General features: G+C 67.8%; 19 protein-coding genes. 4 read left to right on the top strand and 15 right to left on the bottom strand.

What is annotated here, in order from left to right:
* Positions 1-339 precede the first annotated feature (339 nt).
* Together AQJ54_RS45955 and AQJ54_RS41745 are read right to left on the bottom strand one after the other, a co-directional pair.
* Positions 340-1,053: an SRPBCC family protein gene (locus AQJ54_RS45955; RefSeq protein ID WP_159055662.1), complete on the bottom strand. Its 714-nt coding sequence runs from the start codon at positions 1,051-1,053 to the stop codon at positions 340-342.
* 491 nt (positions 1,054-1,544) lie between these two features.
* The gene (locus AQJ54_RS41745; protein ID WP_062246734.1) at positions 1,545-1,874 is read right to left on the bottom strand and encodes a hypothetical protein; all 330 of its coding nucleotides are present in this window, start codon (positions 1,872-1,874) and stop codon (positions 1,545-1,547) included.
* A gap of 1,100 nt (positions 1,875-2,974) precedes the next feature.
* Between AQJ54_RS41745 and AQJ54_RS41750 the strand changes: the two genes are divergently transcribed.
* Entirely contained in the window at positions 2,975-3,940 is a 966-nt protein-coding gene (locus AQJ54_RS41750; protein WP_079070310.1) for a replication-relaxation family protein, read from the top strand.
* A gap of 319 nt (positions 3,941-4,259) precedes the next feature.
* On the opposite strand, the gene AQJ54_RS47300 is transcribed toward AQJ54_RS41750, so the two are convergent.
* Positions 4,260-5,078 carry a hypothetical protein gene (locus AQJ54_RS47300; protein WP_248845590.1) on the bottom strand — a complete coding sequence of 273 codons (819 nt, stop codon included), beginning with the start codon at positions 5,076-5,078 and terminating at the stop codon, positions 4,260-4,262.
* Positions 5,079-5,190: 112 nt separating this feature from the next.
* Complete coding sequence (locus AQJ54_RS46315; protein WP_169808275.1) at positions 5,191-5,376, bottom strand: hypothetical protein; 186 nt, start codon at positions 5,374-5,376, stop codon at positions 5,191-5,193.
* Between the two features lie 497 nt (positions 5,377-5,873).
* On the opposite strand from AQJ54_RS46315, the gene AQJ54_RS41760 reads away from it, so the two are divergent.
* Together AQJ54_RS41760 and AQJ54_RS41765 are read left to right on the top strand one after the other, a co-directional pair.
* Positions 5,874-7,154 carry a hypothetical protein gene (locus AQJ54_RS41760; protein WP_062246736.1) on the top strand — a complete coding sequence of 427 codons (1,281 nt, stop codon included), beginning with the start codon at positions 5,874-5,876 and terminating at the stop codon, positions 7,152-7,154.
* Positions 7,151-8,278 carry a hypothetical protein gene (locus AQJ54_RS41765; RefSeq protein WP_062246738.1) on the top strand — a complete coding sequence of 376 codons (1,128 nt, stop codon included), beginning with the start codon at positions 7,151-7,153 and terminating at the stop codon, positions 8,276-8,278. The genes AQJ54_RS41760 and AQJ54_RS41765 overlap by 4 nt, the downstream gene beginning before the upstream one ends.
* A 1,695-nt stretch (positions 8,279-9,973) precedes the next feature.
* Here AQJ54_RS41765 and cas6e read toward each other — a convergent pair.
* From cas6e to AQJ54_RS47310, 9 genes are all read right to left on the bottom strand, one after another.
* Positions 9,974-10,768, bottom strand: coding sequence for a type I-E CRISPR-associated protein Cas6/Cse3/CasE (cas6e, locus tag AQJ54_RS41770; RefSeq protein WP_062246739.1), 795 nt, complete (start codon positions 10,766-10,768; stop codon positions 9,974-9,976).
* Positions 10,768-11,484 carry a type I-E CRISPR-associated protein Cas5/CasD gene (cas5e, locus tag AQJ54_RS41775; protein ID WP_062246741.1) on the bottom strand — a complete coding sequence of 239 codons (717 nt, stop codon included), beginning with the start codon at positions 11,482-11,484 and terminating at the stop codon, positions 10,768-10,770. The genes cas6e and cas5e overlap by 1 nt, the downstream gene beginning before the upstream one ends.
* Positions 11,481-12,674: a type I-E CRISPR-associated protein Cas7/Cse4/CasC gene (gene cas7e / locus AQJ54_RS41780; protein WP_062246742.1), complete on the bottom strand. Its 1,194-nt coding sequence runs from the start codon at positions 12,672-12,674 to the stop codon at positions 11,481-11,483. Before cas7e ends, cas5e begins: the two co-directional genes overlap by 4 nt.
* Entirely contained in the window at positions 12,671-13,363 is a 693-nt protein-coding gene (casB, locus tag AQJ54_RS41785; RefSeq protein WP_062246744.1) for a type I-E CRISPR-associated protein Cse2/CasB, read from the bottom strand. The genes cas7e and casB overlap by 4 nt, the downstream gene beginning before the upstream one ends.
* Positions 13,360-15,063 (bottom strand): type I-E CRISPR-associated protein Cse1/CasA, encoded by a 1,704-nt coding sequence (gene casA, locus AQJ54_RS41790; protein ID WP_062246747.1) that lies wholly within the window; start codon positions 15,061-15,063, stop codon positions 13,360-13,362. The genes casB and casA overlap by 4 nt, the downstream gene beginning before the upstream one ends.
* Positions 15,064-15,731: 668 nt before the next feature.
* Positions 15,732-18,656 (bottom strand): CRISPR-associated helicase/endonuclease Cas3, encoded by a 2,925-nt coding sequence (locus AQJ54_RS41795; protein ID WP_062246749.1) that lies wholly within the window; start codon positions 18,654-18,656, stop codon positions 15,732-15,734.
* A 2,742-nt stretch (positions 18,657-21,398) separates the two neighbouring features.
* Positions 21,399-21,671 (bottom strand): hypothetical protein, encoded by a 273-nt coding sequence (locus AQJ54_RS41800; RefSeq protein WP_062246750.1) that lies wholly within the window; start codon positions 21,669-21,671, stop codon positions 21,399-21,401.
* Entirely contained in the window at positions 21,671-21,907 is a 237-nt protein-coding gene (locus AQJ54_RS41805) for a hypothetical protein (RefSeq protein ID WP_062246837.1), read from the bottom strand. The genes AQJ54_RS41800 and AQJ54_RS41805 overlap by 1 nt, the downstream gene beginning before the upstream one ends.
* A gap of 139 nt (positions 21,908-22,046) precedes the next feature.
* On the bottom strand, positions 22,047-23,369 hold the full coding sequence (locus AQJ54_RS47310; protein WP_248845591.1) for a hypothetical protein: 1,323 nt from the start codon (positions 23,367-23,369) through the stop codon (positions 22,047-22,049).
* Positions 23,370-23,571: 202 nt separating this feature from the next.
* Here AQJ54_RS47310 and AQJ54_RS41815 point away from each other — a divergent pair, with 202 nt between their 5' ends.
* The gene (locus AQJ54_RS41815; RefSeq protein WP_159055663.1) at positions 23,572-24,039 is read left to right on the top strand and encodes a hypothetical protein; all 468 of its coding nucleotides are present in this window, start codon (positions 23,572-23,574) and stop codon (positions 24,037-24,039) included.
* 94 nt (positions 24,040-24,133) lie between these two features.
* Here the strand turns inward: AQJ54_RS41815 and AQJ54_RS41820 are convergent, their stop codons facing one another.
* Complete coding sequence (locus AQJ54_RS41820; RefSeq protein ID WP_062246754.1) at positions 24,134-24,706, bottom strand: hypothetical protein; 573 nt, start codon at positions 24,704-24,706, stop codon at positions 24,134-24,136.
* Between the two features lie 101 nt (positions 24,707-24,807).
* Complete coding sequence (locus AQJ54_RS41825; RefSeq protein WP_062246756.1) at positions 24,808-26,346, bottom strand: helix-turn-helix domain-containing protein; 1,539 nt, start codon at positions 26,344-26,346, stop codon at positions 24,808-24,810.
* Positions 26,347-26,400 lie beyond the last annotated feature (54 nt).

Consider the following 26,400-nt stretch of genomic DNA (forward strand, 5'->3'; position numbering starts at 1 on the left):
CGTTCCGCCTACCGGATCACTCCGTGATCCGGGGATCCGGCGCCGCTGGATCCGTCCCGTACAGGCCTGCTCCGCAGTCCAGTACGGGACCTGACGCACCCTCCGGGAGCATCAGGAAAGCGGCAGCAAGGTGGGGAGTGGCCTAACTTGGTGACGCTGTGTCAGGACTGGCGTAGCGTCCCGCTCCGATCGCTTCATGCAAAGCTGTGCGTCACTTCTAGATTCAGCTTGGTTCTGGGATAATGGCATGGTTGCTATACCGCGACTGACGTAATTCAGGAAAAGTACTGGAATCCGGGAAACAGTGTCGTGAGATTGGCTACCTTCTATTTCATCAGCCTACCGGCAGCGGCGCTCATCTAATTCTGTCAGTTTTTCTTCAGCCTTGACGTCGACGGCCTTGACATTTTGTGTAATGTTCAAGACTTCACCGTCATTATAAGGGCCAGAGAAGATTTGATACGGATATTGCGCTTCCCAATATTTTCCGTCGATGTCGCGGAAAATGACGGACGCCGTAACATCTTTCGAGCTTGGCTTGCGTTTCACGCCTTTCGACCGTGCAAATATCGCAAGGTAGTCTATTGATATTTGACTGCAGTCCTTCACCACGTCCAAATCTATTCGAGCATCTTCATCTTTCAAAAGACCTAGTAATGGCTCTCCGCCTGCATTTCCCCTTCCATCTTTAACGTCTATCCAGACGTCGCTCAATCTCTCTTTGTTTCGGTTTACCAGAGTGATTTCTGTGCCGTCTGCGCCTGTATCCCGGAAGAGAGTTACTCCGCGAGCAAATTGTTCACTTTCCTCTACTTTTTGAGCGGCTTTTTCATCCTGCTCATTTTGGAACGTGGCCACGCCGACGTAGATAGAGGCGGCTGCTGAAATCAGCGCCGTAAAGGCGGCGGCGAATTTTCCTATACTCGTCAACCCTTGTTTCCAACGAGACCTGGGATCCGATCGTGGATCTCCCTCCTGGTCATCTCCTGAGTCGGATTGTTGATCTTGAATTGGAGTACGTGACATCCATCCCCCCAACTGCAGATAACTCATCCTGTCCTACCCGAAGTTGGGCATCATCATCCAACTGGACCGCCGTAGCGAGCTCGCTGTCGCTCGCCGACGGCGCAGCGGCCCTCCTCAGAGCGCTGAACGCCCATCCCACAGCCCGGCTGCCGGTTGCGCCGCGGCCGCAGGCTCCCTTTGATGCGCCGGCTCCTGTCCGGCGCATCGAGCGCGGAGGCCTCGCCGACGCGCAATCGGCAGCCGGTGCGATCCTCCGAGGCGCGCCTGAGTAGCGAGGGCGCTACCCCCGCTCTTCCCGGGGCTGTTCGTCCTCGACGGCACCGGCCCCGTCGGCATCGAGACACGGATACGCGATTGTCGGCCTCCGATTGAACAACACCTAACATCACGGAGCGGTGGCGCAGTGCGCAGGTATGCGGGGAGGTTGACAGGCGAGCGCAGAGGCGGATTTCGCAGAACGACGGCCGCTGCGCAGTGCAGCTTTTAAGAGCCCCCTATGTTGGATGTGGTGGGACATCCTATTCAGTTTTCTCCCACACTGTGATGTCCATGGCCACCCTGCCATCTTTCCTGTCGACCGCTACAGCTGTGGCACTGACTGGACGACCCTCGTCGGTGACAAAGCAAATTGTGCGGCCCATGGGCAAGTCGACGTCCTGGTCAGGCTGTGTCTTCACGAGCAGTACGCATTCGTCGGGGGTCGGGTGGCTGCCTGGCGGCATCAGCACCTTGTCGTACGCGCCAAATTCTGCGGCTCCGCTATCGGTGATCCCGTCCATCTTTAGGTCGCCGTTCCCAGCGCTCGACGGCGGGATTTCATCGAAGTTGAAGTAGCCACTGAACTTCACCCGCCCTGACCAGTGTTCCGAGTAGGTGCCAGCCGAACTTCCGGAAGATGGTGTTCCCCCGACTGATCCAGTAGGGGAAGCCGGTGCTGAAGCCGTGACTGTTGTCCTAACTGTAGTCGTGGCGGTCACGGTGGCTGAGGTCCAGGTGGGCGATCGGACGCCGGCTGCTGGCAGGCCGATGAATCCGACCAGGAAGGTCAAAGCACCGGTGCCCGCCGTGATGAGTGCAGCGATTGCGGTCCAGTGCTCCGGCGTCTTCTTGGAGCTAGACGCACTCGGCGGCGCGGACGGGGGCGAGGAGGGAGGCGGGGACGGGGGCGGAGGCGGGAAGGACATGACAACCCCGATTCGACATACTTGACCACATGAAGTCCGATCGCTCCTAGAGTTACTCCTCACCGAGTAACTCTGTGGCGTGATTCCGCAATTACTGACCGCGAACATGCTGGACCTGCAGGGCCTCGACGACACCGAGGCTGGTGCACGGCGGACATCGCTGCCCTGGTGTTCTCCAGTTGCTTGGCGGCCGCGTCGGATAACGCGATGCTGGCGCGTCACGAAGGCCAGGTCGACTTGGGCTTCGTCGAGCTCCTGGTTGTCGTCGACCGGCCATGCGGCGGAATCGGCGCACTAATGAGTAGGCAGTGCGTAGGACGTGCGGCATCCTCGCTCCCCGTCCGTTGCTCTGGACTCGGGCAGCTTGCCCTGCCCGCCTCGCGCGCGGCCCCGCCGTCGCGCGTGAGCCCCACCAGCGGCGCCCGATCCCCTCGCCCGCCTCCCGGTCCTGTCCCACCCACCTGCTTTTCTTCTTGCTTGGACGTGGACTTGGGGGCGTAGAGGGGATGTCGGCCTGCCGACCACGCTGGAAGGGCGTGGTGACCAGCGGATATGCCGTCAGCCGCCAGAAGGGCGCGGACAGTTGTGGGTGGGGATGTGGGAGGGGTGGTCGCAGGGGATGCGGGCGTGGTCGGGGGTGGGGTTATCGCATCGTGACGCTGGTCGGGTCCTGGTGGTCGGGATCTCGGTCGGGGCGGGCCGCTGGCCTGGGGTGTACGCGCGGCCCCGGATGGAGGGTGCCGCACCGTACGGGAGGCACCCTGATGTTGGACGTGGATACGGGCGGAGCAGACCGGTTGGCGTTGGCGGTGGTGGCGCAGTACCGGATGGCCACGACGGAGCAGGTGCATCTGCTGGTTGCGCCGGGGGTGCGGATCGAGCAGACGCGGCGGCGGCTGGCGAAGCTGCGCGATGAGGGCCTGGTCGACCGCATCACACTGCCGCGGGCCGGGCGCATGAGGGTGTGGTTCGCAACCCAGTTCGGGGTGGAGGTCGCATCCGAGTGGCCGGAGCTGCGGGAGTGGCGACCGCCGCGGCTGATCTCCGATCGGACCGCGGCGCGGCTGCGGGTGGGACACACGCTGACGGTGACGGAGACCGGTCTGGCGTTCGTGCAGGACGCCCGTCGGCGGGACGAGGTGTGCCAGCCTTTGGACTGGATCCCCGAGGTCTACCACCCGCTGGGCAACGGTGACGCCGTCATCCCCGACGCCCTGCTCTACTACCGGCGTTCTCAGGGGGGCGGTGGACGTCTGCTGCGGGCCTTCGTGGAGGTCGACCGGGCCACCATGGGCCCCGAACGCCTCGCGGCGAAACTGACCGCCTACGCCCGCCTGGACCGCTACGCCCCCGCCCCGGTCGCCCGCCCCCGCACGCAGCAGACGGTGGTGGAGGAGAGCTGGAGGCGGCGCTACAGGCGTTTCCCGCGGTTGCTGTTCGTCCTCGACGGCACCGGCCCGGCCGGCATCAGCACACGCATGCACGCCCTGCACGCCTCCAGCGAGTTCTCCGACGTGCGCGGCCTGCTGCGCAGCACCCCGGTCCTGGTGGCCGCCTTGACCGACATCCTGCGTGACGGGCCCTCAGCACCCGTCTGGCGGCCCGTACAAGACCTCAATCAGAGGCTCAGCTGGATGGACACCTACCGCCCGACAGCACCCCCGCCTCAGCCCACTACCCCGGAACCGGCCCCGTCCTCGCCGACACCGTGGGGAACCCCCCGAAGCTGAGTCACGTGGTTTGCGCCCACCGCCCCTACCGCGCAACCGCACCCCGACCACGGCCCAGACCATGCAGGTCAGGGGCAGAGACCCAGACCGCTCTCCGAAACCGCCTACAAACGCTCTCCTGACTCACCTACGCAGCCAGGCTCACCGCCCTGCACGCGGCCACCCGAGAGCTGGCCCTGTACGACTTCCTACGCGAGGTACCCGTCCTGGCGGCCGCGTTGACCGATCTACTGCAGGGCGGCCCCTCTGCACCCGTGTGGCGGCCCGTACAGACCCCTGACAGCAGAGTCAGATGGAATCAGCCCTGGCGCAGCTAACGCTACGGCGTGCGGCGAACGAGACCGGCGGCAAACCACTGCACAAGAGCAGCAGCCACGTGAACCGCCATCTCTGCCTGCTGTTGTGTCTCCATCTGCGTGGGCGTCTGCGAGCCATGCCGAGACGTTTGGCCTTGCCACAGGCGCCGCATCATGTCCACCACGAGATCGATGTCCGTCTTCCCGCTGCTCGCCGCTGCCGGGATCGCCGTGGTGAACCGTTGCGGTGAGTTACCGATGACCTTGAGCATCGTCCCGAGCGTTGCTCTTGAGTTGTTCGGCTCAATCAAGGCCTGGGAGGCAGACTCCACGGCCTTGATCGCTTCGCTGTAGGCCTTAGAGGGGTCGGGGTTGCGCCCGTAGACACACTGCCATGCGGTTTCCAGGTGTTGGGATGCGGATCCGGATTGCTGGGACCGAGCTGTGGCGAGGGCTTGGGCGGCAGCTTGCTGAACGGTCGATTCAACACGCCGTTCCAGGCCGGTGTGGTCGCCGTTGACACGGTATGCCGAGCCCGCGAGGGTCAGCATGTCTTGCAGGGCCGCGATCTCCATCTCTCGCCTGCCGCTGCCAGCCGTCATCAAATAGGAACGCATGCCAAGGCCAGAACCAGGGTTGAAGCGCTGCTCTGCGGACGGCGCGGCGCTCAGCCGGAGCATCGAGTTGACGACGTCGATCAACCGGTCCCGGGATATGCCGAGTGCCAGGTACCTCGCGGGTGAATACACGTTGCCGGTCTTCACCGTCACCCGCAGGTCCAGCGCGATCCTTTCCGCGTTGTCCTCGTCATCATGGAGAATGTTGAAGATCCAACGCCGCATAGGCGCCTCCAGGTGGCTGGGGACGCCCTCATCGAGAGACTCGTCAATCAACGGTCGAGGATCCGCCTGGGGATCACTCCGTCTACGGCCGCGCAGGAACATGTACAAAACCCTAGGGCCACGCACTGACACCCGCCTCGGAATTACTCCCGGCCCGCACGTGTAGCTCCGCCTCGCCGGTGATGTTCTCCAGCTGCTTGGCCGCGGAGTCGGAGAACGCGATGCGGGCGCGCAGGGGCCGTAGTGTGCAGGCATCAAGCGGACGGCCGCTGGTCGGTGAGGCGAGCGAGGTGGGCATCGCCCAGTTCTGCAGTCGCCCACGGCCAGCAGCCCGTTCTCGGCGAGGTCTTCGAGCACGGCCGCGAACTGGTCGGCTGACTCGCGCGTCTTCGTCGCGTACGCGCGGACCGCGTCGGCGGCCGCGGGCTCCAACGGCTGCCGACCAGTGTCAGCGGGGCGAGCTGGCCGGTCGCTCATCGAGGACCTCCCACTGCAAGTTGCTTTCACAGTAGAGCCGTCGGCGCTGGCCAGGGAACGTGTTGTCTGATCGACGCAGACCGGGTGGGGGTTGGCGGGCATGCTTCAAGCCCTCTACCGATCCACTCGCTGGCCAACGTCTGTCCAGAGAGCTTGGCTTCGATGCTGGTTAAGTCGGTGCAGGGGCGCCCTGTTCCGACTTGCACCGCCAGGCAGAAGCGAACCGATGTGGTGATTTCGCCGCGTGGTGGATCCTGAGCTGCGAGAGAATGATCAGCCGGGTGCCGGGACGTGCTCGCGGAGGAACGAGGGGCTTTGATGGACAGATTCGACGAGGGGCTGCGCTGCCAGGATGTGCACGCCGGGTTGCGGAATGTGGATCCAAATTCCGGAACCTTGGAACCGCTGATGGACACTCAGATGATCGGGATGGCCGCAAGCGTGGCAGCGCTCATCCGGGGCCAGGAGGTCATCGATGATGCTCACGCCCTCCGGGCGGTGGCAGCTGAGCAGCTGGACGTGAATCAGTTCGCATTCGACCCGGTGATCCTGGCTCTGGAAGAGCTGGGGTTTGTGGAGGGAGTGCAGCGCGCCGGTGGCAAGATCACCCGCTTCACCGAGAACGTGCCGTACTACGACGACCTGTACACCAGGCTCGGTGAGGCTTGGCAGGAGCGGCGGCCCTCGGAGACCGAGGAGCAGATGGTGCGCCTGGTGGACTACCTGGCCGACGGACCGGTGCCGCAGGAGGAAGTGACCAGCAAGGTCGGTTTGGACTCTGCCGCACTGCCTCGGTTGCTGGAGGTCGGTGAGCGTGCCGAGCTTGTTAAGCGCATCCAGGTGCCCGACGGCGACGTGTTGTATTCACCCTTCTTCGGATTCGAAAATCCGCAAGTGATCGCCGAGTTGATCCGCGATCACGGAACCGATCAGCTGGCTGAGGCGTTTGCGCTGGTTCGGGGTGAGCAGGGACTGCCCGTCGGAGATGCCCAGCCGCTGCTCCAGGACGCGATCGCCCGCGGTCTGCTCCTCGCGCCCGCCGTGGAACGCCCGGACGGTACCGTGCAGCCGTTCGCCGCGCTGCCCTACACCCTCGACCGCGACCTGCTGCGTGGCCGCAAGCCGGTGTTGGAGAAGGCGATGGCGGTGTTGGCCTGTCTGCGCTGCGGACAGCACTTCGGCGGAACCACCGACCTGCCGGCGCACGCTCTGGTGGACATCATCGATAAGCTACTCGACCCCAATCGGGGGTTCCTGCGCCCCCACTCCTCGCATGAACGGCAGTACCGGCTGATTCATGCAGCAGGCCTCGTGGCGTTCGATCCTGACCCGATGCCCGGGGGAAGTTGGGTTCAGCCTCGCTTCATCAACACGCCGGACAACCGTGAGGCGCTGCAGATCGCCCGAGATCTGATCACGTTCGGAGAGCAGCTCGCAGGACGCGTGGGCGACGAGCAGGCGCGGCAGGCGCTGGCACTGGGCCAGCTGTTCACGGCGCCGATGCAGACCATGCACCGCACTCGGGCCAAAGCACCCGTCAGCCCGAAGCAGTGGCAGAGCGTAGTGGATGCCGCGCTGGGAAGGGGACGTGCGCGATGAGCGAGCTCGACCTGGGCCTCAAGGTCGCTTCGCGGCGGCTGCTGTGGAGGATGGGCTACACCACCCGCCTGGACGTGCCTCTGCGCAGCGTCGCCATGGCGGATGCCCCCTCCGGGCAGCGCGGCCGGCGTTCGAGCGAACCCGAGGCATACACCGATCTGGATGTGCTCGGGTACACCATCGCGGGAGGCTTCCACGTCCAGAGCGCGATCGTGGACTGCAAGACCTCCAGCAAGGGCTCGACGAACCGCATGTTCTGGGTGCGGGGTGTGGCCGACTTCTTCAGCGCGGACACCGCCTACATGGTGCGCGAGAAGGACCTGACCAATGCCGCACGGCAGCTGACGTCGCGTCTGAAGATCTCGGCACTCACCAGCAGCGAGGTCACGCGCCTTGAGGAGCTGCATCCCTGCGACCTCGCGTTGGATGCCGAACCGTTGTCTTGGCTGTTCCAGCCGGACAAGGCGACCACCGTGCTCCGCGCCTTCAGCGGCCTCGACAAACGCCTCAAACCACTCGCGGACTACCGGGAATTCACCTACTGGGTCACCGAGCCCTACCGTAATCCAATGCAGCTGGTCGAGGAGCTCACTGCAGTTGCAGAACTCCTGGACCCACGCATCCCGCAGCACCTTGCCCTCGTCTTGGACTGCTCCTGGCTGTACCTGCTCTCCCTCAGCCACACGGTGGAGAGTATGCGCGCTACCCACATCGCAGACCCTGATCGAGGGCTCCAGGAACACCTCTTCGGCGGGCCCGCAGGTTTGCGCGAGAAGCAGGGCCTGGCCCAGCTCCTGGAGACCATCAAGGCTAATGGCGCTCTGCCCGACCAAGTCCATGTCAGCTTGCTGCCGGACTACTTCCCCCGCCTGCGTGAACTGGCCGTAAGGATCCTCTCCCGCCCCGACACCGTGCTGCCAGCCTTGCGCATGCTAGAGCTCACCACCTCAGTGACCGCCCTTGGCAAGCGCATCGAAAAGCCAGAGGACATGGGCGGGCTGTACGAGGAAGTCGCCGCCAAACGTGCCGCGGATGTCGTGGGATTCCTCGTGGGCACCGCTGGCCTCGACAACGGATTCCGGGCCCGCGCCCGCTCCCTACTTCTCGGAGAACCACTGTCCTGACGGAACGCGCCGCCGGGGCCACCCCGCGGGGACGGGGAGCAGGACATGCGCCGGCTAGTCGCCTACCTGCCGGTGAGACCATCCCTGCAGGCGCGGGGAGCAGGAGGGTTTGTGGTGGGCCCTCTGCGCAGCTCTGGGATCATCCCCGCGGGCGCGGGGAGCATTGGTCCTTGTAGATCGTACCGACGATGGTTGCGGGACCATGCCCGCGGGTGCGGGAAGCAGCGCGGCACGTTCTCCGCCCCGGCGAACGCCGCGGGACCATCCCCGCGGGCGCGGGGAACAGCCGGACAGGGCGTCTTCTGGCTCCTCGATGATGGGACCATCCCCACGGACGCGGGGAGCAGGGCCGATGTCCTCCCCCGTCGGTCTCAGGTCCCGGGACCATCCCCACGGTAGCGTGGAGCAGTTGGCCTTAGCCGCCTCGATCTGAGACTGCCAGGTACCATCCCCGCGGGTGCGAGGAGCAGCCGCTGCCCAGCAGCCGCCTCTCCCGTGACGTGGGACCATCCCCGCGGGCGCGGGGAGTAGACCCTCATCGGCGAGACGAACTTCATAACCTCGGGACCAGCCCCACGGGGTGTGGGGAGCAGCTGAGGAGCCATCACGTGCCGGCCGGCCGCTGACGGTAAGGCCGGCAAAGTGCGCCTCGCGCAAGTCCTCCCAACTCCGGCAAGGTGGTCGGCGCTCTCACAGGTGCGGGCCCGGTACGCGCGCACGGCATCGGCGACAGCGGGCTCCAACAGCTGCTGGGAGCTGGCGACTTCGGGAGCCAGCCGTTCGCTTATCGAGGCCTCCATGGGTCAGGCGGGTGAGTGCTTCAACGGTAGCGCTGGCGGCACCTGGAGAGGAGCGGGTCGGCTGGCAGGCCAACCTTGGGACCATCCCGGGCGCGGGGAGCAGAGGCCCTTGACTGCGCCGGACCATCTGGGCTGCGGGCCATCCCCGCGGGTGCGGGAAGCATCTGATCTCCAAGACCCAGGACATGACGAAGAAGGGACCATCCCCGCAGGCGCGGGGAGCAGGCGTCCGCGGCCGTGCCGTTGAGCCCGTCGTGGGGACCATCCCCGCGGGCGCAGGGAGTAGAGCGGCCCACTGCTGCGGGGGACCATCCCCCGCGGGCGCGGGGAGCAGGCAGCCCATTCGGCAGGCGGCCGGTTGTGAACGGGATCATCCCCGCAGGCGCGGGGAGCAGCCCATATACGGGCCGACGGCGGAGAGCCTGGAGGGGCCATCCCTGCTGACGGGGGGAGCAGTCTTCGCCGAGCGTCTGGGCGTTGACGACGCCGGGGCCATCCCCTCGGGCGCGGGGAGCAGTACGTCTTGCGCCGGTCGTACGGGACGTCGTTGGGACCATCCCCGCAGACGCGGGGAGCAATCAGCCGCCCACTTCTTGAGGTCCCGGTAGGTGGGACCATCCCCACAGGTGCGGGCAGCAGGCCGCAGCCAACGCGACCGTCATGTACTCCGCGGGACCATCCCCGCGGGCGCGGTGAGCAGCACCTGGTGGAGTCCGTCGCGGATGCCGCCCCGGGGCCCTCCCGGTAGGTGCAGGGAGCAGAGCTGGAATCTGTTTTCCGTCGTCGGCGGCTCGGGACCATCCCCGCGGGCGCGGGGAGCAGGTGTGGATGCCCTGGGCGAGGAGCTGCTGCTGGGGACCATCCCCGCCAGCGCCGGAGTGTTGGGAGATTGCGGTCATGGTGTCTGCCGGGCGGTGGGCGTGAGGGGTGCGAGGGTGATGAGGCCGCAGCCGTAAGCCTTGGCCCGGCCGATGCCCTGGGCGAGGGTGCGGCGCAGGGCTTGTGGGTCGGTGACTTCGAGTCGGCCGTCGAAGGTGACGGTGACGAGGTTGACTGGCTTGCCTTTCTTGGCCCCGTTGGGGTTTCGCGTTTTGTCGAAGGAGAGGGCTTTGTGGTCGTGGACGGCCAGTTCGTAGCGGTCGCCGTGGTGCTCGTGTTTGCCGTGGTAGGTGGTGCCCCCTGGTAGCAGCCGCTGGTTGTCGGCCTTCTCGAGGATGCGGAATCCGCAGCGCTCCTGGCGCTCGAGGAGCCACCTCATTTGATGGATGGGGGTGAGATGGGCGGTGATTTTGCGTGCCTCGTGGTCGTGGCGACGGATGGTGTGGACCGGATTTGCCGTCAGCCGGAAGGCCCATTGACCGCCCGCGCTCAGGCGGTCGAGAAAGGGCGCGTACGCCTTGGTCAGCCAACCGGGTTCCGGGGGGTCGGCTGTGGCCGCCGCGGGCCAGCCGGCCTGTTCCACGAGGTGGGTCAGGTCTGGGCGGTGGGGGCTGACGATGTAGAGGAGGACTTCGGCGCGGGCCTGGTGATCCAGGCGCCACAGGACCCGGGGCCCCTCTGGTGGTGGTGTGTCGCTGGGCAGCAGTGCGGGGAATGAGGACATGACCGCGGCGTGCATGCTCTGCGGCGAGGACAGCAGGCGCCTGGCGCCGGGCCGGGCGGTGTTCAGGCGGAAGCGGGTGAGGAACATCAGCTGTTCTCGTCCTCCAGTGCATCGAACGGGTCATGCGGCAGTGGAGCTGGCGCGGCTCCGGGCAGCGGCACGGTGGTGGTAACGACAGTGCGCAGGGTGTGGCGTCGGTGTGCGGCGGCGAAGCTGAGGGGCTGGTCGGGCAGGGTATTGGCGGCGCCGTGTTCGTGGGCGGCTGCTTCCCGCAGGACGGTCAGTGTCTGGGGCGGGCGGGAGCGTTGCTGTCTGCGGTACCAGGCGGAGGCCTGCCAGGGCACGTGCTCAAGGACATCCTCCAGGGTGCCCTCGTGAAGGCCGAGTTCGAGGGGTTGGGCGGGTGGGCAGGAACGGCGGCCGAGGAAGGGCGGATAGACCGGGGCACGGAGCGCGGCGTCGAGTGCGGTGAGCAGGGTGTGGTCGCCTTCCAGTGCGGCGACGAAGGCGGCGTCGGCGAGGTAGAAGCGTTCCGACAGCGGCATGGATTTTCCGGTGGCGCCGTGGTGTGCGGTGTGGAAGTCGCGGATGCGGGTGCCGGGCTGGTCGATGCGCACGCCGAAGCGCAGGGCGGCCAGCGGGGCCAGCCTCGCCTGGTCGTCGCGGTCGATTCCCTGCGCGGCGGCGAGCAGCCCGATGACGGCGCTTTTGGTGGGTGCGGACTCGGTGGTGCGGCGGGTGAAGCGGGAGGAGGCCCCCCAGGATTGCAGGGGGCCGGCCAGCCGCAGGGCGAGCACGCTCATGCGGGCTGCTCCAGCCGTTCGACAACGGCCTGGCCGACGGCGGTGATCAGTTCGGTGAGGGTATCGGACTCGGTGCCGAGGTCGGCGAGTTTGAGGGTGTTGGGTCCGACGCGCAGGATCCAGGTGAGGGTCGTGTCCTGTTGGCCGTAGGCGCGTTCGATGTCGGGGATGTAGGCGGCGAGCCGGTCGGCGGCTTCCCGTACGTGGCCGCCTTGGTCGCCGCGGATTGGGTCCTCGAAGGCGGCGACGAAGCTGATGGGGCGGGTGGTGCGGAGCTTGACGATGACGGCGTCGGGCAGGGTGTGATGCCCGAATGTGTTGATCTTCCCGGTGGGCAGGGAGGCGATGAAGCCGTGGATGAACGCCTCCAGCGCGCGCCGTACCGGCTCGGTGCGGGGTTCGTCTTCGCGCAGGCCGTGGCCGAGGTTGGCGGCGAGCTGATGCACGCCCAGGGCCGCATACCGGTAGAGGGTGGCGGAGTTGAAGTCGATGGTGCCGATCATCCCGGCTCCGGTCTCTTCCTCGGTGTTCTCGTCGTCGACGGCGGTGTAGTAGTCGGACTCGGTCTCCACCCGGTGGACGCTGATGGCGTGGGCGACCTGGACGGCGGCGTCGACGTTGAAGTCGGCGGCGTCGGCGACCATCCGGCCGAACAGGGCGATGTCGACGGAGTGGCGGCTGTCGGCGAGGTCCTTGGCCCGGTCCTTGTTCTTCTTGTCCTTGAAGAAGGCCGTGATGTCGCCGGCTCCCTCGAGGGCGAGGCGGGCCAGACCGTCGACCTGCCGGGCACTCAGGAAGACCAGGTACTTCGCCTCCGGCGCCGGAGCAGCCCCGGATTCCTTGGCCGCATCGGCCTTGCGCTTGGGCACTTCGGTCTTCAGGCCGGCCGCCTTCACCGTCTCGTCCGCGATCGTGAGCGCCTGCTCATCGTCGAGGGCGGCATCGAGTGCGGTGATCCGCCGGGCAATGACCTCCACGATCTTCTTGGTTCGCACGCCGAGCTCCTCGGGCTGCAGCAGCTGCTCGCCGGAGAAATGGGTGCGGGTGGCCCGCTTCCAGGCCTGGCTGGACACGCGGGCGCGCGGCACGCCGCCGTAGATGGCTGTTTTCGGGGCGCCGGTGTCGTCGCGGTTGAGGTTGCTGGGCGGGACGGTCTGCAGGGCGTGTACGTCCAGGAAGATGCGGGTCACGAGGCGTCCTTGTCACGGTCCGGGCTGCTGACGGTGTCGTTGGCGGTGGTGGCGTTGTTGCCGGGGGCGGGGTGTTCGTGTTCCTGGCGGGCATGGAAGGAGCGGCCCCACTCACGGCGGACCCGGTCGGCGCCCGCGGGCCACTGCCACGCGTACAGCTGCCCGGCGAGCAGGCCGTAGTCGAGGGGGATGTCCGCGCGGCGCAGCAGCACAACCAGGTCCCGCAGCCGCTGGGACAGCGAGGTGAGATCGGCTGCCAGCCCGGCGCGCACCAGGCGCTTACGGATGGGCTCATCGATACCGTCCGGCGGCATCAGACGCCGCACGGCCGCACCCAGGCCGGCTGGCCGCCGGGCGGTGTGGGGGCGGTGCATGCGGGTGGGACGGGATTGCTGGTGCAGGGCCCACAGGGTGAGGGCTACGTGCAGGGCGTCTTCGGCGCGGACCAGTTCCTCCTCGCGCAGCGGCCGGACGCCGTCCAGGCGTGCGTGCAGCGCGGTGGTGTCGACCAGCGTCCACAAATCGGGGAGCTGGCCGGCGTCCCGGCCCGCGCCGCGCCGCAGACGTGCCAGTGCGGCCACGTCCTTGGGACGGTCGCGCAGGTAGCCCTCCTGCCAGGTGGTGATGCGGGCAGCGGCCAGTTCGGCTACCCGCGCGCGGACGGTGGGTGGGTCGGTGGCGGTCATCATGCGGGCACCTTCGGGTCGGTCATGGCCGGGTCGGATGGTGGCGGCGAGCCGTCGGCAGGGGACTGCTCCGAGCCGTTCGACCGGCCCAGCGCCTTAGCCAGGCGGCCGCGGAACCACCGGTCGGCCAGACCGGCGTTCAGCCACAGCGCGCCGCTCTTGGCGGGGATGGTCCTGCCCTGCCAGGCGGCCTGCCCGGCCTGGGCGATAAGGCGGTCCCCGAGCCGGCCGACCAGTTCGTGAACGCTCTGCTGCCAGACAGTGCGCTGCTCGAACGGGTCACCGGCGTCCGCAAGACCGGCAAGCCAGGCACGGTAGGGATTCTCCAGAGCGGCGAAGCCCAGGTCCCGGGCCGCCGCCCGGGCCCCCTCTCCCTCGGAGCCGGCCGCGCGGGACAGATCGGTGGCCAGATCCCCCAGGACGCGCACCGCCTGGTCGGCGTCCTCGGCGGCGCCGATCGCCTGGCGGGCATACGTGCGCTCCTGGCGGTGCAGCAGCAGCACCGGCATCGCCAGATGGTCATCCACCAGGTCGTCGATCACGGACTGCTGGGTCCCGTACGAAGCGCCGATCACGCGGGCCCTGATGAGGAAGCCGCGCGGCAACTCCCCCTCAGTGACCAGCCGGGCGATCCACTCCAGCACCCCGGGCCGCAGATACGCAGCCGCCTCTGCGCCCTGTCCCGCCTCCGCGCGGTCGGCGACCAGCGAGGCAACCCCCCGCCAGGCCGAGCGGACCGGATCATGCTCGCGGGGCAGATAGATGGGCGACTGGCGCAGCTTCTTCTCCTGCGCCTGGCTGCGCCGCCAGGCTGTCATCGGCTCCCGCCGGTGCATATTGCGCGAGGCGAGCGGATCCCCGTAGCCCAGCACCACCCCAGTGACGCCGTCCTGGTCGTAGTGCAGGCGCAGCCGGCGCGACTGCCACGTGTACACGTCGCGCACCCCGATGGGCGTGCGCTCGCCGCCTGACGGCCCGCACGGCTCACGCCGCCAGGCCGGCCGGTCACCTGCCGTGAACTCCAGGGTGTCGGTGTCGGCCGCGATCAGATTCAGCAGCAGCGTCTCGCGCAGGCTGTCGCCCTCCGCGAAGACACCGCCAAGACCGCCCGCCCACCCAGTGCCCAGCGGATACACCTTGCCGCCCTTGACCCGGTCGTCCCCGACCGCACCGGACTTGATGCCCGAGGTGTCGTAGGCGTGAGCGTGTACGACCCAGCGGGCCGCCTCGGCAAAGGTCAGACGCTCCACCGTCGGCATCCGCGCGGTGAAGAACGGCTCCCCGTTGGGCACATCGGCCACGATCCGGTTGAGGGAGAACACCTCGTCCTTCGCCGTCCGCAGCCCGGCCGTCTGCAAGAACGGGGCGACCGGGTCCAGGAGGTTGAAACTCTCACGGTGCGCATCCAAGTACGCGCCCACCGCGATGAAACACTGCGGGTCGGCCCACAAGTCGGCCCAGCCCTCCAGATCGTCCGGGCCGTCGAGGGCGTCATGGGTGATGGCCAGCAGCAGGCGTATCAGCGCGAATTCCTGCGTCGGTAGATCCCCGACGATGCGGCGCACCGTGCCGGCCTGCGCGAACACCTGACGCAGCGACAACTGCACCTGCCGGCCATCATCGGTGAGGACGTCGATCCACGGCTGGCTGGTCAGATCAAATAACGGAACACCGGCCGTGCCCTCCCCCGGCGGTTCAGTCACGGGTCACCTCCAAGCCATCAGTGCGGCTGTAACGGAGGTGGAAGCCTGCCAGAGAGGTCTGACATCCCGGCCGGGCAGACGAACCGCAATATCAGCCGAGTCATCAGATGCCCTCGATGAGCTCTGACTGCCCCTCACGCACAGGTCCATGACCAGGCATGTTGTTCCAACGCGGGCTTTGGAGTACCGCATGGAGTCTCCGATCCTCTAGAGTGCGCTCACTCATTCAGCAACAGTCTGAAGGAAGTAAGGAGTTGGAGAGGGTTGAATGGTTGGATTCGGTGGATCCTGGTGACAACCGCTGTTGTCGTGATCTTCTGGTTAGGCCTCATGCTGGGCCGCTGCCTCCCGTTGGGAGGTGCTGAAGACGAAACCGCCAGATGGAGCGTGGCCACAGCTCTAGCGGGTTCGATCTCGGCTGTAGCGGGTCTGCCTCTGGCCCGGTGGGCTGAGGGAAGCCGTTGGCCGTCGAAAGACGCCTGAACCAGTCTGTGCACCGTGCATGCGTACGCCAAGGCCGAGCCGAAACGCTCAGATGCGCTTCACGTACCATGCGATCGCTGCTCCCCGAATGCGGGGATGGTCCCAGTCTGAAGGACGTGCTGGGCGAGACGTTCCACTGCTCCCCGCGCCAGCGGGGATACCCACATCACCAGGGGCCCGCGTTGTCACTTCCGCTGCTCTGCACGGGTCACCTCCAAGCCATCAGCAGGGCTGTATCGGAGGTGGAAGCCTGCCAGAGAGGTCTGACAATCCTCATCGAGCGCAAGAATCAGCTGGCCGGCAAGCCACGTGCTGTCCTTGCTCTGCCAGGCAGACACATGCAGCTGCTTCAGCTCCGCGATCGCGGCATCCAGGGTCTGGGCGTAGGAGAACTGCAGCGGCAGCCTCAGCCCGCAACTGGCGGCCGCGCGGCCCGCGAACGAGGCGGGCACCTGATCCTGTGGCAGCTCAAGTCCCCCGCGCTGCCGCCCCTTCGCATCCGCGCCCAGCCATGGCAGGGTCACCAGAGCGCCGTCCTTACGCCGCTGTACGACCACCACCTCCAGGGTTTCCCGGCTGTCACGGACCTGGGCGCGGCCGGCTCGGGTGTCGTCGGCGTCGCCCACTCCAGCCGCCACCCAGCCGAACAACGGCCGCCCGGGTCGGCCCACTTCCCCGAGACGGAACACGGCCGCCCGCTCCGCCTGGTCGGCCCGGTGCCGCTCGAATCGTCCTCTCGCCTCCTCCAGCGCCGGCTCCCACTCCTCAGGCACGTCCGGTGTCTGGCTGTAGGCGCCCTGTACAAGTGGGCTGATGTCCGTCGGCAGCCGCACCGGGCGACGCGGTTCGTCAAGGTGGGGCAGCAGCACCGCGGCTGACCGCAGCAGTGCATACGCCCCGTACACCGCGACGGATCCCCGCACCGGGACCGGAACCTGCGCCTGCCAGTCCATGCCGGTCAGCAGACACCGAGCCGTACGCAGCCGTTCGGGCCGCTGCTGCTGTTGCTTGCCGCGCTGGTGCCGGTGCAGCCGACCCATGCGCTGCAGCAGCAGGTCGACCGGGCACACATCGCTGACCAGCAGGTCGAAGTCCACGTCCAGGGACTGCTCGGCGACCTGGCTGGCCACCACGATGTGCCGGCCTGTGGGCCGGCCCGTCGCCTTGTCTGAGGGGCCGAACCGTTGCAGCAGATCACGGTCCTTGGCCGCCCGGTCCAGGTCGACGAAGCACGAGTGGGCCACCGTGACCTCGTCGTCACCGAACCTGCTGCGCAGCACCCGAGCGGTCTCCAGCACCCGCTTGACTGTATTGCGCACCACGAGGACACAGCCCCCGTCCACCAGTTCCCGCTCAAGCCGCTCCGCCAGCACCTCCACATCATCGGCCAGCCGCTCGACCTGCACGTCCGTGCTGCGGGCCGAGGCCTGCGGACACCGCACCACCGGCACGCCGCCCGGCGCCACCGAGGTCAGCAGCGGATAGGCGCCCTCCGGCGCACCACCGTCCATCCCCGTACCGGACGTGCCTGCATATGCGTTCACGAGTTCGCGGCGCCGCCCGGCGGGCAGCGTCGCGGACAGCACGATCACCGGCACCCCATAAGCGCCCAGCCAGGCCAGGACCCGGTCCAGGTAGACACTCATGTACGTGTCGTAGGCGTGGGCCTCGTCGATCACCACGACCTTGCCCGCCACGGCCAGGTGACGCAGAGCCAGGTGACGGCTCTTCAGCCCCGCAAACAGCAGCTGGTCGACTGTGCCGGCCACGAACGACGCCAGCATCGCCCGCTTGCGGCCCCGCAGCCAGGCGTGAGCCACCAGCTCGGCCCCCGCGCGCTGCGAGTCCTGCTCCCCGTGCCGAGCTGCCGGGATGTCGGCGTCCATCTCGACTGCCCTGACGTGGCCGCCGCGGGCCAGCAGGGGGGCGAAATCCTCGTTGAGAGCCGCCTTGGAATGGGCGAGATGCACGGAGTGACGACGACCGCCGTCGGCGGGCAATCTCTTCAGCCACTCCAGTAGCCGCGGGAACATCGCATTGCCCGTCGCCATCGTCGGCAACGCAAAGAACACACCGCCCGCGCCCGACCGCGCCGCGAACACCTCAGCCACCGCGAGCGCGGCCTCGGTCTTCCCCTCCCCCATCGGGGCCTCGATGACCATCAACCCCGGTACGTCCATCTCCCGGGCCAGCTCCACCGCGGCTTCCTGCACCGGACGCACCGTCGCCCCGGCCGGCAGGCCGAACCGCGAGGCGAACAACTCCTGCGCCGTGCCGACGGGCTCCTCCGCCTGCCACGGCGCGGGAAGGTCCAGCCCACGCCACGCCGCCGCCAGACGCTCTTCACCGCCGGCAGACCCCGCATCCGGGACGTACGGGAAAAGATCCGGGTTGCTGGCAATCCAGTCGGCCACAATCACCACCGCCGTCAGCAACACCTGCGCCGGCTGCGGCAGCTTCACCGCCCGCCACGCCTCCAGCCGCTCCCACACGCCAAAGCGCTTGGCGCAGCCGTCGAGGAACTCCGTCTGCACCCGCCGCCACACCCCGCTGCTGCGGCCAGGAGTACGCAGCAACTCCTCACGCTCGTACAAGGCCTTGATCTGCCCACTGTCCGGCGGCACCCCATGATGCCCACCGACCACCACCACGAACTGGCCCGCCTGCCTGGCCGGCCAACTATGCCGTTCCTGCAGCCACTCCCCCAACAACACCTGACCAGCCAGCCCATGAGGCGCCAGCCGCCGATCCAGCCCCATCGCCTGCAGAGAACGCATCTCCAGGCCCTGCTCACGCATCCCATCGGCAAGCTGCTCCACCTGACAGGCAAAAGCAGGAGTGGCCTTGCCGACGTCGTGCACCCCCGCAAGCCACACTGCAAGCCTGCGCCCATCCGCCTCACCACCGGGCAACACCCCGGCAATCAGCCTCCGCACACCAGCGGGCAGCCACTCATCCCACAGGAAACCGGCAACAGCCGCACTGTCCTCCATATGCCGCCACAACGGCATCCACCCATCACCATCACGATCATGCTTCGCCCACACCGACCGCGCCGGCACCCCCAGCAACGACAACAGACCGCAACCAGCAACGTCCCCACTCGTCATGCACAATGCCTACCGGGAAACGAGCACCCCAACAGGCCAAACAAACGAACACGTCTCACACAGGCCGATCCAGACACAACACCTATCCCCGCACCCCGCACGCGCGGGGATGGTCCCCGCACGTCATGAAGGCCATGCACGACTGGAGGCTGCTCCCCGCACGCGCGGGGATGGTCCCCAGTCGTAAGCGAGGGCACCCCGGACGGCTGGCTGCTCCCCGCACGCGCAGGGATGACACCGCGTAGGCGTAGGCGTTGTACTTGTTGAAGCCCTGGTCCCCGCACGGCCGGGGATGATCCCGGGGTGGACGGTCCGCCCATGTGGATCCTGGGCTGCTCCCCGCACACGCGGGGATGGTCCCCACAACCGGTGGGTGGCCGACTGCCCGTGCGACTGCTCCCCGCACGCGCGGGGATGGCCCCTTGCCGCGCCGATGTAGATCCCGACGTGGTCCTGCTCCCTGCACGCGCGGGGATGATCCCGGCACGAACAACCTGCTCACCGGTGACGCCCGTTGCTCCCCGCACCCGCGGGGATAATCCCCCGTTCGTCATGCAGTGGTGGGCCGAGGAATCCTGCTCCCCGCACCCGCGGGAATGATCCCTGCGCGTGGATTCCGAGCGACTCCATCAACGCCTGCTCCCCGCGCTCGCGGGGATGATCCGGGGTAGTACTCAGGAAACGTCGTAATCCGCTCCTGCTCCCCGCACACACAGGGATGGCCCCGGCGAGGGCTATGAGGCCATGTTGGGACTCGGCTGCTCCCCTGATTCGCGGGGATGGTCCCGACTACACGGCGCTGTTCGCGGAAGAATGCGTCTGCTCCCCGCACGCGCGGGGATGGTCCCATCCTCGCAGCGCTGCGAGGCGCGATGCCGTGCTGCTCCCCGCACGCGCAGGGTAGTCCCACCCCGCAGCCCCGGTTCCGGAACTTGCGGCACCTGATCCCCGCACCCGCGGGGATGGTCCCGGCACCGCGCCGGCGTCCGCATCCTGGGTGGGCTGCTCCCCGCCGCGCGGGGATGGTCCCTACTCGAGGCCAGGATCCTCGCCATCGAGAAACTGCTCCCCGCACGTAAGAGGATGATCCTTCGTTCGGGCCAGTTTGGTCCTGGACGAGGATCTGCTCCCCGCGCGGGAATGGTCCGGCAGGGTGGCGTGGCGAACAACTCGTCATCGCCTGCTCCCCGCACGCGCGGGGATGGCCCCATGCTAGCCACCACGGCGAACGCGTACGCGGCCTGCTCCCTGCACGCGCGGGGATGGTCCCTGCACGAGCATCGCGGCGAGTGCGCCGGTCTTCTGCTCACCGCACGCGCGGGAATGGTCCCCAGCCGAACTTGTTGTAGGCGTAGATGACCGCTTCCTCCCGCACGCGCAGGGATGGTCCCGACGGCACGAGCTGGAATCTCTTCTCGGTCGTCTGCTCCCCGCATGCGCGGGGATGGTCGCGCGCACAAGGTCGCGATCCTGGAACACGGCAACGGTCCCCGCCACGGGGATGACCCCCAGGTAGTCTTCGTCGCGATCAGCTCGATGACCTGCTCCCCGCACGCGCAGGGATGGTCCCGGCGTCGGGTCCGCGCCCCTGCCGATCGGCATCTGCTCCCCGTACACGCGGGAATGACCCCGGCACGAACAACCTGCTCACCGGTGACGCCCGCTGCTCCCTGCACGTACGGGGATGATCCCCGCGGCACCATCACGCGCCTCGATCTCCTGCCCTGCTCCCCGCACATGCGGGGATGATCCCGACTTCGTTAATCACGTGGGCATCGTGATGTCCTGCTCCCCGCACGCGCGGGGAAAGTCCCGGGGACAAAGGGCCGTGGCCGTACGGGTGTGCCTGCTCCCCGCACGCGCAGGGATGGCCCCTCTATGAACTTCGTCGGCGCTAGGAAGGTGCCCTGCTCCCCGCACACGCGGGGATGGTCCCAGCTCGTTCTCGTTCTCGGAAGGGTGTGCGGCCTGCTCCCCGCACACGCGGGGATGGTCCCAGCTCGTTCTCGTTCTCGGAAGGGTGTGCGGCCTGCTCCCCGCACACGCGGGGATGGTCCCAGCTCGTTCTCGTTCTCGGAAGGGTGTGCGGCCTGCTTCCCGCACGCGCGGGGATGGTCCCAGGTACCAAGGGACCCGGTACGTCGAGTCGGTCTGCTCCCCGCACGCGCGGGGCTGGTCCCGTCACCTCCGTCGGGTGTTGGCTGGTTCCTCACTGCTCCCTGTACGGGCGGGGATGGTCCCTGGTTGGAGATGATCGACCAGTCTCCGGACACCTGTTCCCCGCACGCGCGGGGATGGTCCCCAGACCATGTTCTTGGCCAGGGTCTCGACGTTCTGCTCCCCGCACACGCGGGGATGGTCCCGGCGGCCAGCGTTCGCAGCACCGGAGGCCGTACTGCTCCCCGCACACGCGGGGATGGTCCCGGCGGCCAGCGTTCGCAGCACCGGAGGCCGTACTGCTCCCCGCACCCGCGGGGATGATCCCGTTCTGGTGAGTTCGTACCGGGTGGACTGCGCCTGCTCCCCGCACGCTCGGACCGCGACAACAACTGCGTCGCTACTCCCCGCACGCGCGGGCATGGTCCCACGTATCCGGTGCCGACGTAGGACAGGGCCGTCTGCTCCCCGCACGCGCGGGGATGGTCCCTCGGCACGCGTCCGGAACTACTGGATGGGCGGCTGCTCCGCACGCGTGGGGATGATCCCGGGTAAGGCCGACCGAAGAATGACGACTGGCTGTTGCTAGACCTCGATGTAGGCGACGACGACCACGGTACGCAGGGCGGTGACGAAGTAGAGGATGCGGACGTGCTCGATGTCGTCGGTGTACTGCCGTAGTTGGGGGCCGGTGCTGGTTCCAGGGATGGGGGTGCCGACGTCGGGGTCGACGGAGAGGACGACCAGGGCGCGGTCCAGAGCATGAAGCTCTACCTCGCTGGTGATGTTCTCAAGCTGCTTTGCAGCGGCGTCGGAAAAGGCAATGCGGGCGCGGCGTGGGCCGTGCTGGGCTGGCATCAGGCGACGGCCGGCCGCTGCGAGGTGAGGCGGGCGAGGTGGGTCTCGCGCAGGTCCTCCCACGGGGTGCACTGCTCGGGGTCGGGCAGGCCGTTGGTGGCGATGTCCTCCAGGACCGCGGCGAGCTGGTCGGCGTTCGCGCGGGTGCGGGCCGCGTAGTCGCGGATGGCGTCGGCGGCCGCGGGCTCCAACGGCTGCCGGGAGCTGGCGGCTTCGGGTGCTGGCCGTTCGCTCATCGAGGCCTCCATGACGGGCGGGTGTGTAATTCCACGGTATCGCCAGGGCAGCCTGCCGGGGAGCGGGTCGGCCGCGTCAGCCTAAGGCACCGTTACCTGACCGGGCAGGCGATGCCCGCCTGCCCGCTCCACTCAAAATTTAGGTGCTGCGCCGCACAACCCGTCGCAGTTCCTGCTCCACCTCGTGGCGGTTGAGGCGCTTCGTGCGCGCGAAATCAGTGACCGCGGTTTGAGCGGCGGCGGCTGCCTCGAACCACCTCAGCCGTTGCTGGCGGCGCTCGTCGTTGTCGGTCAGGTCCCGCAGCCGAGCGTGTTCGGCGTCGGCGGCTTGCTGCAAACTGATCAGCCTGGCCGGCAGCCCCGAGGCTCGTTTCGCCACGGTGATGTCCGGGCGGCCGGCCGGCTCGGAGGTGTCGCTCTCGAGGCTGGGCGCTGCTGACTGGGTCGGGATGAAGGTGAGCGGATTCGGTGTCGAGGTGGCGGGTGCAGTCGCGGTGAGGCCGGGCCGACAGGTAGGCCGGTTGCGGCTGGCGCTGGAGGCCGACGGGGCGTCTTCGTCCTGGAGTGGTGGCAGACGCGTGTCATCGCTGAGCAGGTCGGTGTAGCGCTCGCGGTCGGTGTGGGCGACCCAGAATCGGTGGGTCTTGGTGGCGGTGCGGAATTCGATCGGCACGATGGTGCCGGCGGCGGTCTGGCGCACCAAGTCGTCGAAGAGGACGTCTTTCGGGGTCGGGGTGGCGTGGGCTTTGCCGCAGCGCCGCACCCCGTTGGGGCAGGGGTGGACGGCGCTGAGGTCGCAGTGCCAGAAGTCGAGTCGGCGGAAGCCGGAGATGACGCGCAGGTCGCCGGTCTTGGCGATGACATAGGCGGGAAGGTTGTCGCTGCGAGTCCAGTGGGTGTCGTGGCGGTGGGCGTAGTCGCTGCGATCGGTGTGCCAAGCAGGCGTGATGCCATTCTTCTGCGCCTTGGTCGCGCGCGAGCGCACGCTACGCGGCCCGTTGACGCTGGCTGAGGACAACTGGACTTCCCAGCCGATGCGCCGCCCCTCGGCGCCTTCGATCAGGGTGTCGGTCTGGATCCAACTGCGTCCGACCCGGGTGCGGACTTCGCTGTCGCCGCCGAAGCCGCCTTCCTGCGCGGCCCGCAGGATGCGCTCCTGGTAGGCCTTGTGCTCGTCACTGACCGGGACGATGTGGCGATCTTCGTCCTCGCGCCGCTCATGGACGGCTTCGCGGCGGCCGTTGGCTCGCAACCGCAGGTACATCGGGGCTTCCACACCGGCGTCCTGGCACACCCCACCGCACAGCAGATCCCGCTCTCCGACTGGCACATTGCGGTCGGCGTACATCTTGTCCATGCGGTAGACCATGTCCCACAGATCCGGATGCTCCTCATGGCCGAGGTCATCGAGATTCAGATCAAGATGCATACGCAGTTTCTTGTGCCAGACGATGTTGGCCACCCACTACCTGCCCTTCAGCCTGAAATACCGTCAAACCACCGTAGGACACGGCACTGACAGTCGGGAGGGGCACCGAAACAAGGCAGGCAGGAACCAGCCGCTGCGGATCGGCGTAAGGAACCGTCTTTGAGCCTGGCAGAGCGCCCGGGCCACCAGCGACCAAATGGCTGCGTACTGACCCTTTTGCTGCCACACTCGATACATGCTTGGACAAGATTGGTCCTCGCAGTGGCAGCGAGTAGGCCGCCGACTCGAGGATGTACGGGCTGTCTACACAGGCGCACCGGGCGGCACTGATGCTGCAATCGACGTGGTTCTGTCGTTCTTCGAGACCGTGCACCACCTCAAGGACTGGCTCACGAACGACCCGACGAGCGGGGTGACGTCGAGTCAGGTGCATTCGCTGATCGACGGCAGTCCGGTTCTCAAGCTCTGTGCAGACCTGGCCAACGGCTCGAAGCATTTCAAGCTTGATCCACAGCGTCGTACGCAGACAGGCGACCACTCCACGGAGATCGCGCGGAACGACGTCGTGGTGTACGTCGGCACCGGCACCTCAGCACACCGCTTCTACACTGCGTCCGGCGGCAAGGAGGATGACGTCTTGCAGATCGCCGAGCAAGCTGTGAATCAGTGGCGTGTTTTCCTCTCTGGTCGCGGTCTCATCTAAAACAGCAACTTCAGCCAGCCCGCCGAGCTGAGATATACGACTCAGCCACGGCTGGAGATCTGAGGCTCAAGACCGCGTCCCAGCGGGACTCGTCTCACGCAGCAAATCCAACGTTGGTGACGTACTCGTACTGGCCCCACTGGGAGCCGAGGTCGACGACCAGGTCGACCCAGGCAGCATCAAGCTCCTGGTCGTCGCCAGCCGCCCAGGCGGCGACGATGCGGTCCCAGCGGCGCACGTTCAGCGCGCGGAACTCCACCGGGCGCTGGCGCGGCCGGGAGACCTGGGACTGGTTGAGGGGATGGATCTCCACGCGGGTGCCGCGGCCGTCGCGGTTGAGGCGGGCGGCCAGGTAGCGGGCGACGTTCTCCCGCCGCACGGTGCGGTACGCGCGCTCGATCGCGGCCAGGTTCTTCCTCGACGGGGTGCGGGTGCCAGCCGCCCAGGCACGCAGGGTGCGGTCGGTGACGGTCAGCCCGGCGGCCCGGGCAGCGGCTCGGGCGTGGGGGGTGCGGGTGAGGTAGTGCAGGCGGGCCTGGAGGCCTCGCCGGGCGGTGATGGGCGTGGCGATGTAGCCGGCCAGCGCGTCCAGCTGGCGGGCGACGGCCTCATAGCCTTTGATGCCACGGGCGCCGTACTTGCCGAACTCGATGTTCCGTTCAGGCATCGTCTCTTCCGCATTTCTCGGTCGGTGGATCACTGTACGGGCTGGTGGGAGCCGCTCACCCCGCCCGGCCGGATAGTTGACGCCGGGCGGGGTGGCAGGCGTCAGGAGGGGCTGTCAGGGGGTTCGGGGGCCGGGTGCTGGTTGGTGCCGACGGTGTAGACGTCTTTGACCTTCACTTCGGTGACGCCGCGGCCTTCGGGGAAGACGGCCCGCCAGTCGCCGGTGACGTGGAGTTCGTCGGTGCCCATGGCGCGTACGACCATCAGGCCCTCGTCGTAGGCGCGGTGGGCTTTCCACCACAGGTTCGCGAAGGCCTGAGAGCGGATGAGGTGCATCCAGTCGGTGCGGTAGAGCTCGCGGTTGTAGTTCGACTCCCCCAGCGTCGAGACGAACTTGGAATACATCGCCTTGACGTACTCCAGCGTCACCTCGTCGTTGTCGGTGATCGCCCGGTCGCGGGCGTCTTTGAGGGCGGTGCGGAACTTCTCCAGGAGGCTCTCCGTGGCCCCGGACGTCCACGACTCGTGGATCTCCGGCGGATCGCACAGGGCGTACTTGGGGCCTGACAGGCGCAGCATCAGGCGCAGGGTCGGTTCGGTGACCCACAGCGGGCCGGGTTCGTCGCGGTTGCCGACCGGGTTGGGCAGGACCGCGTCGTGATCCCAGGCGGGCGGGGTGATCAGGTGGACGCCGGCGCGGCGGCGGTCGTGCTGGTTGCCGGTGGAGTGTTCCAGCTGCCCGATCGGCAGATGCGTCTTGAGGGCACTCAAGTAAGCGCCGTTGATGTCGAGCGCGGTGACCTCGTGGCGGCCGGCGGGCAGCTGGGGGCGGGTCCACTTGGGGCGTGCCTCCCAGATCTGGTCGGCGCCGCGGGCGGTCTGCTTGCGCAGGATGTCGGGCAGCCACGGGTGCGCGATCACGTCGTAGCGGCCGCCCTTGCGGGTGTGGTCCAGCAGCGCCATCGCGTCCGGGATCGCCCGCTTCACCAACGCCGCGGTCGCCGCCTCCACGTCGCCGGCGTGCTCGGCGAGCACGGCCGCGACCGCGGCGCCAATCAGGTCTGGGGTGTCGGAGGCAGCCTGCACCCGGCGGCCGACCGGCACCACCTTGACGCCCCGTCCGGCCCGCCTCTGCTGTCCGGCGGGCGCCGGCCGCCGCAACTCCTCGCGGAGCGCGGACTTCTGCGGCCGCACGGGCTTGGGCACGGCCGCGGTGGTGCCGCACTCGGCAGGGTCCAAGTGCTGCGGGTAGCCAGCCACCTGATGCCCGGCCGGCTGCCCGCACAGCACGCATGGCTGCGCCTCCGGGAGCTCCGTCTGGTCGTCGACGGCGGCCGCCGCAGGCACCGGGGAACTGAGCAAGGGGTCCCCGGTGTTCGCGGCGGGGGTGGTGCGGCTGCGGAGCTTCTCCTGCGCCTGGCGCAGGAAGTAGGCGTACTTCTCCCGTATCTCGCCGCCCGGGTCCCGGCCGGCTTCCCAACCTGCGAGCGTCGACGGGCTCACCCCCAGGGCGCGCGCCACCTGCGCCCGTGAGAGCCCGAGTTCGTCGCGCAACTGCCGTCGCTCTGCGGCGGTCGGCAGAGGGGTCCGGTCGGCCGAGGTCGACGCGAGCAGCGCATCGATGTCCTGGAACTCGTTCACCGTCGTCCCTTCCGGCCGGCCAGGCCTGCGTCGTGCCAACGAAGCGGAGAGGCT

It is taken from the genome of Streptomyces griseorubiginosus, from assembly GCF_001514195.1.
GTDB classification, from domain to species: Bacteria; Actinomycetota; Actinomycetes; order Streptomycetales; family Streptomycetaceae; genus Streptomyces; species Streptomyces griseorubiginosus.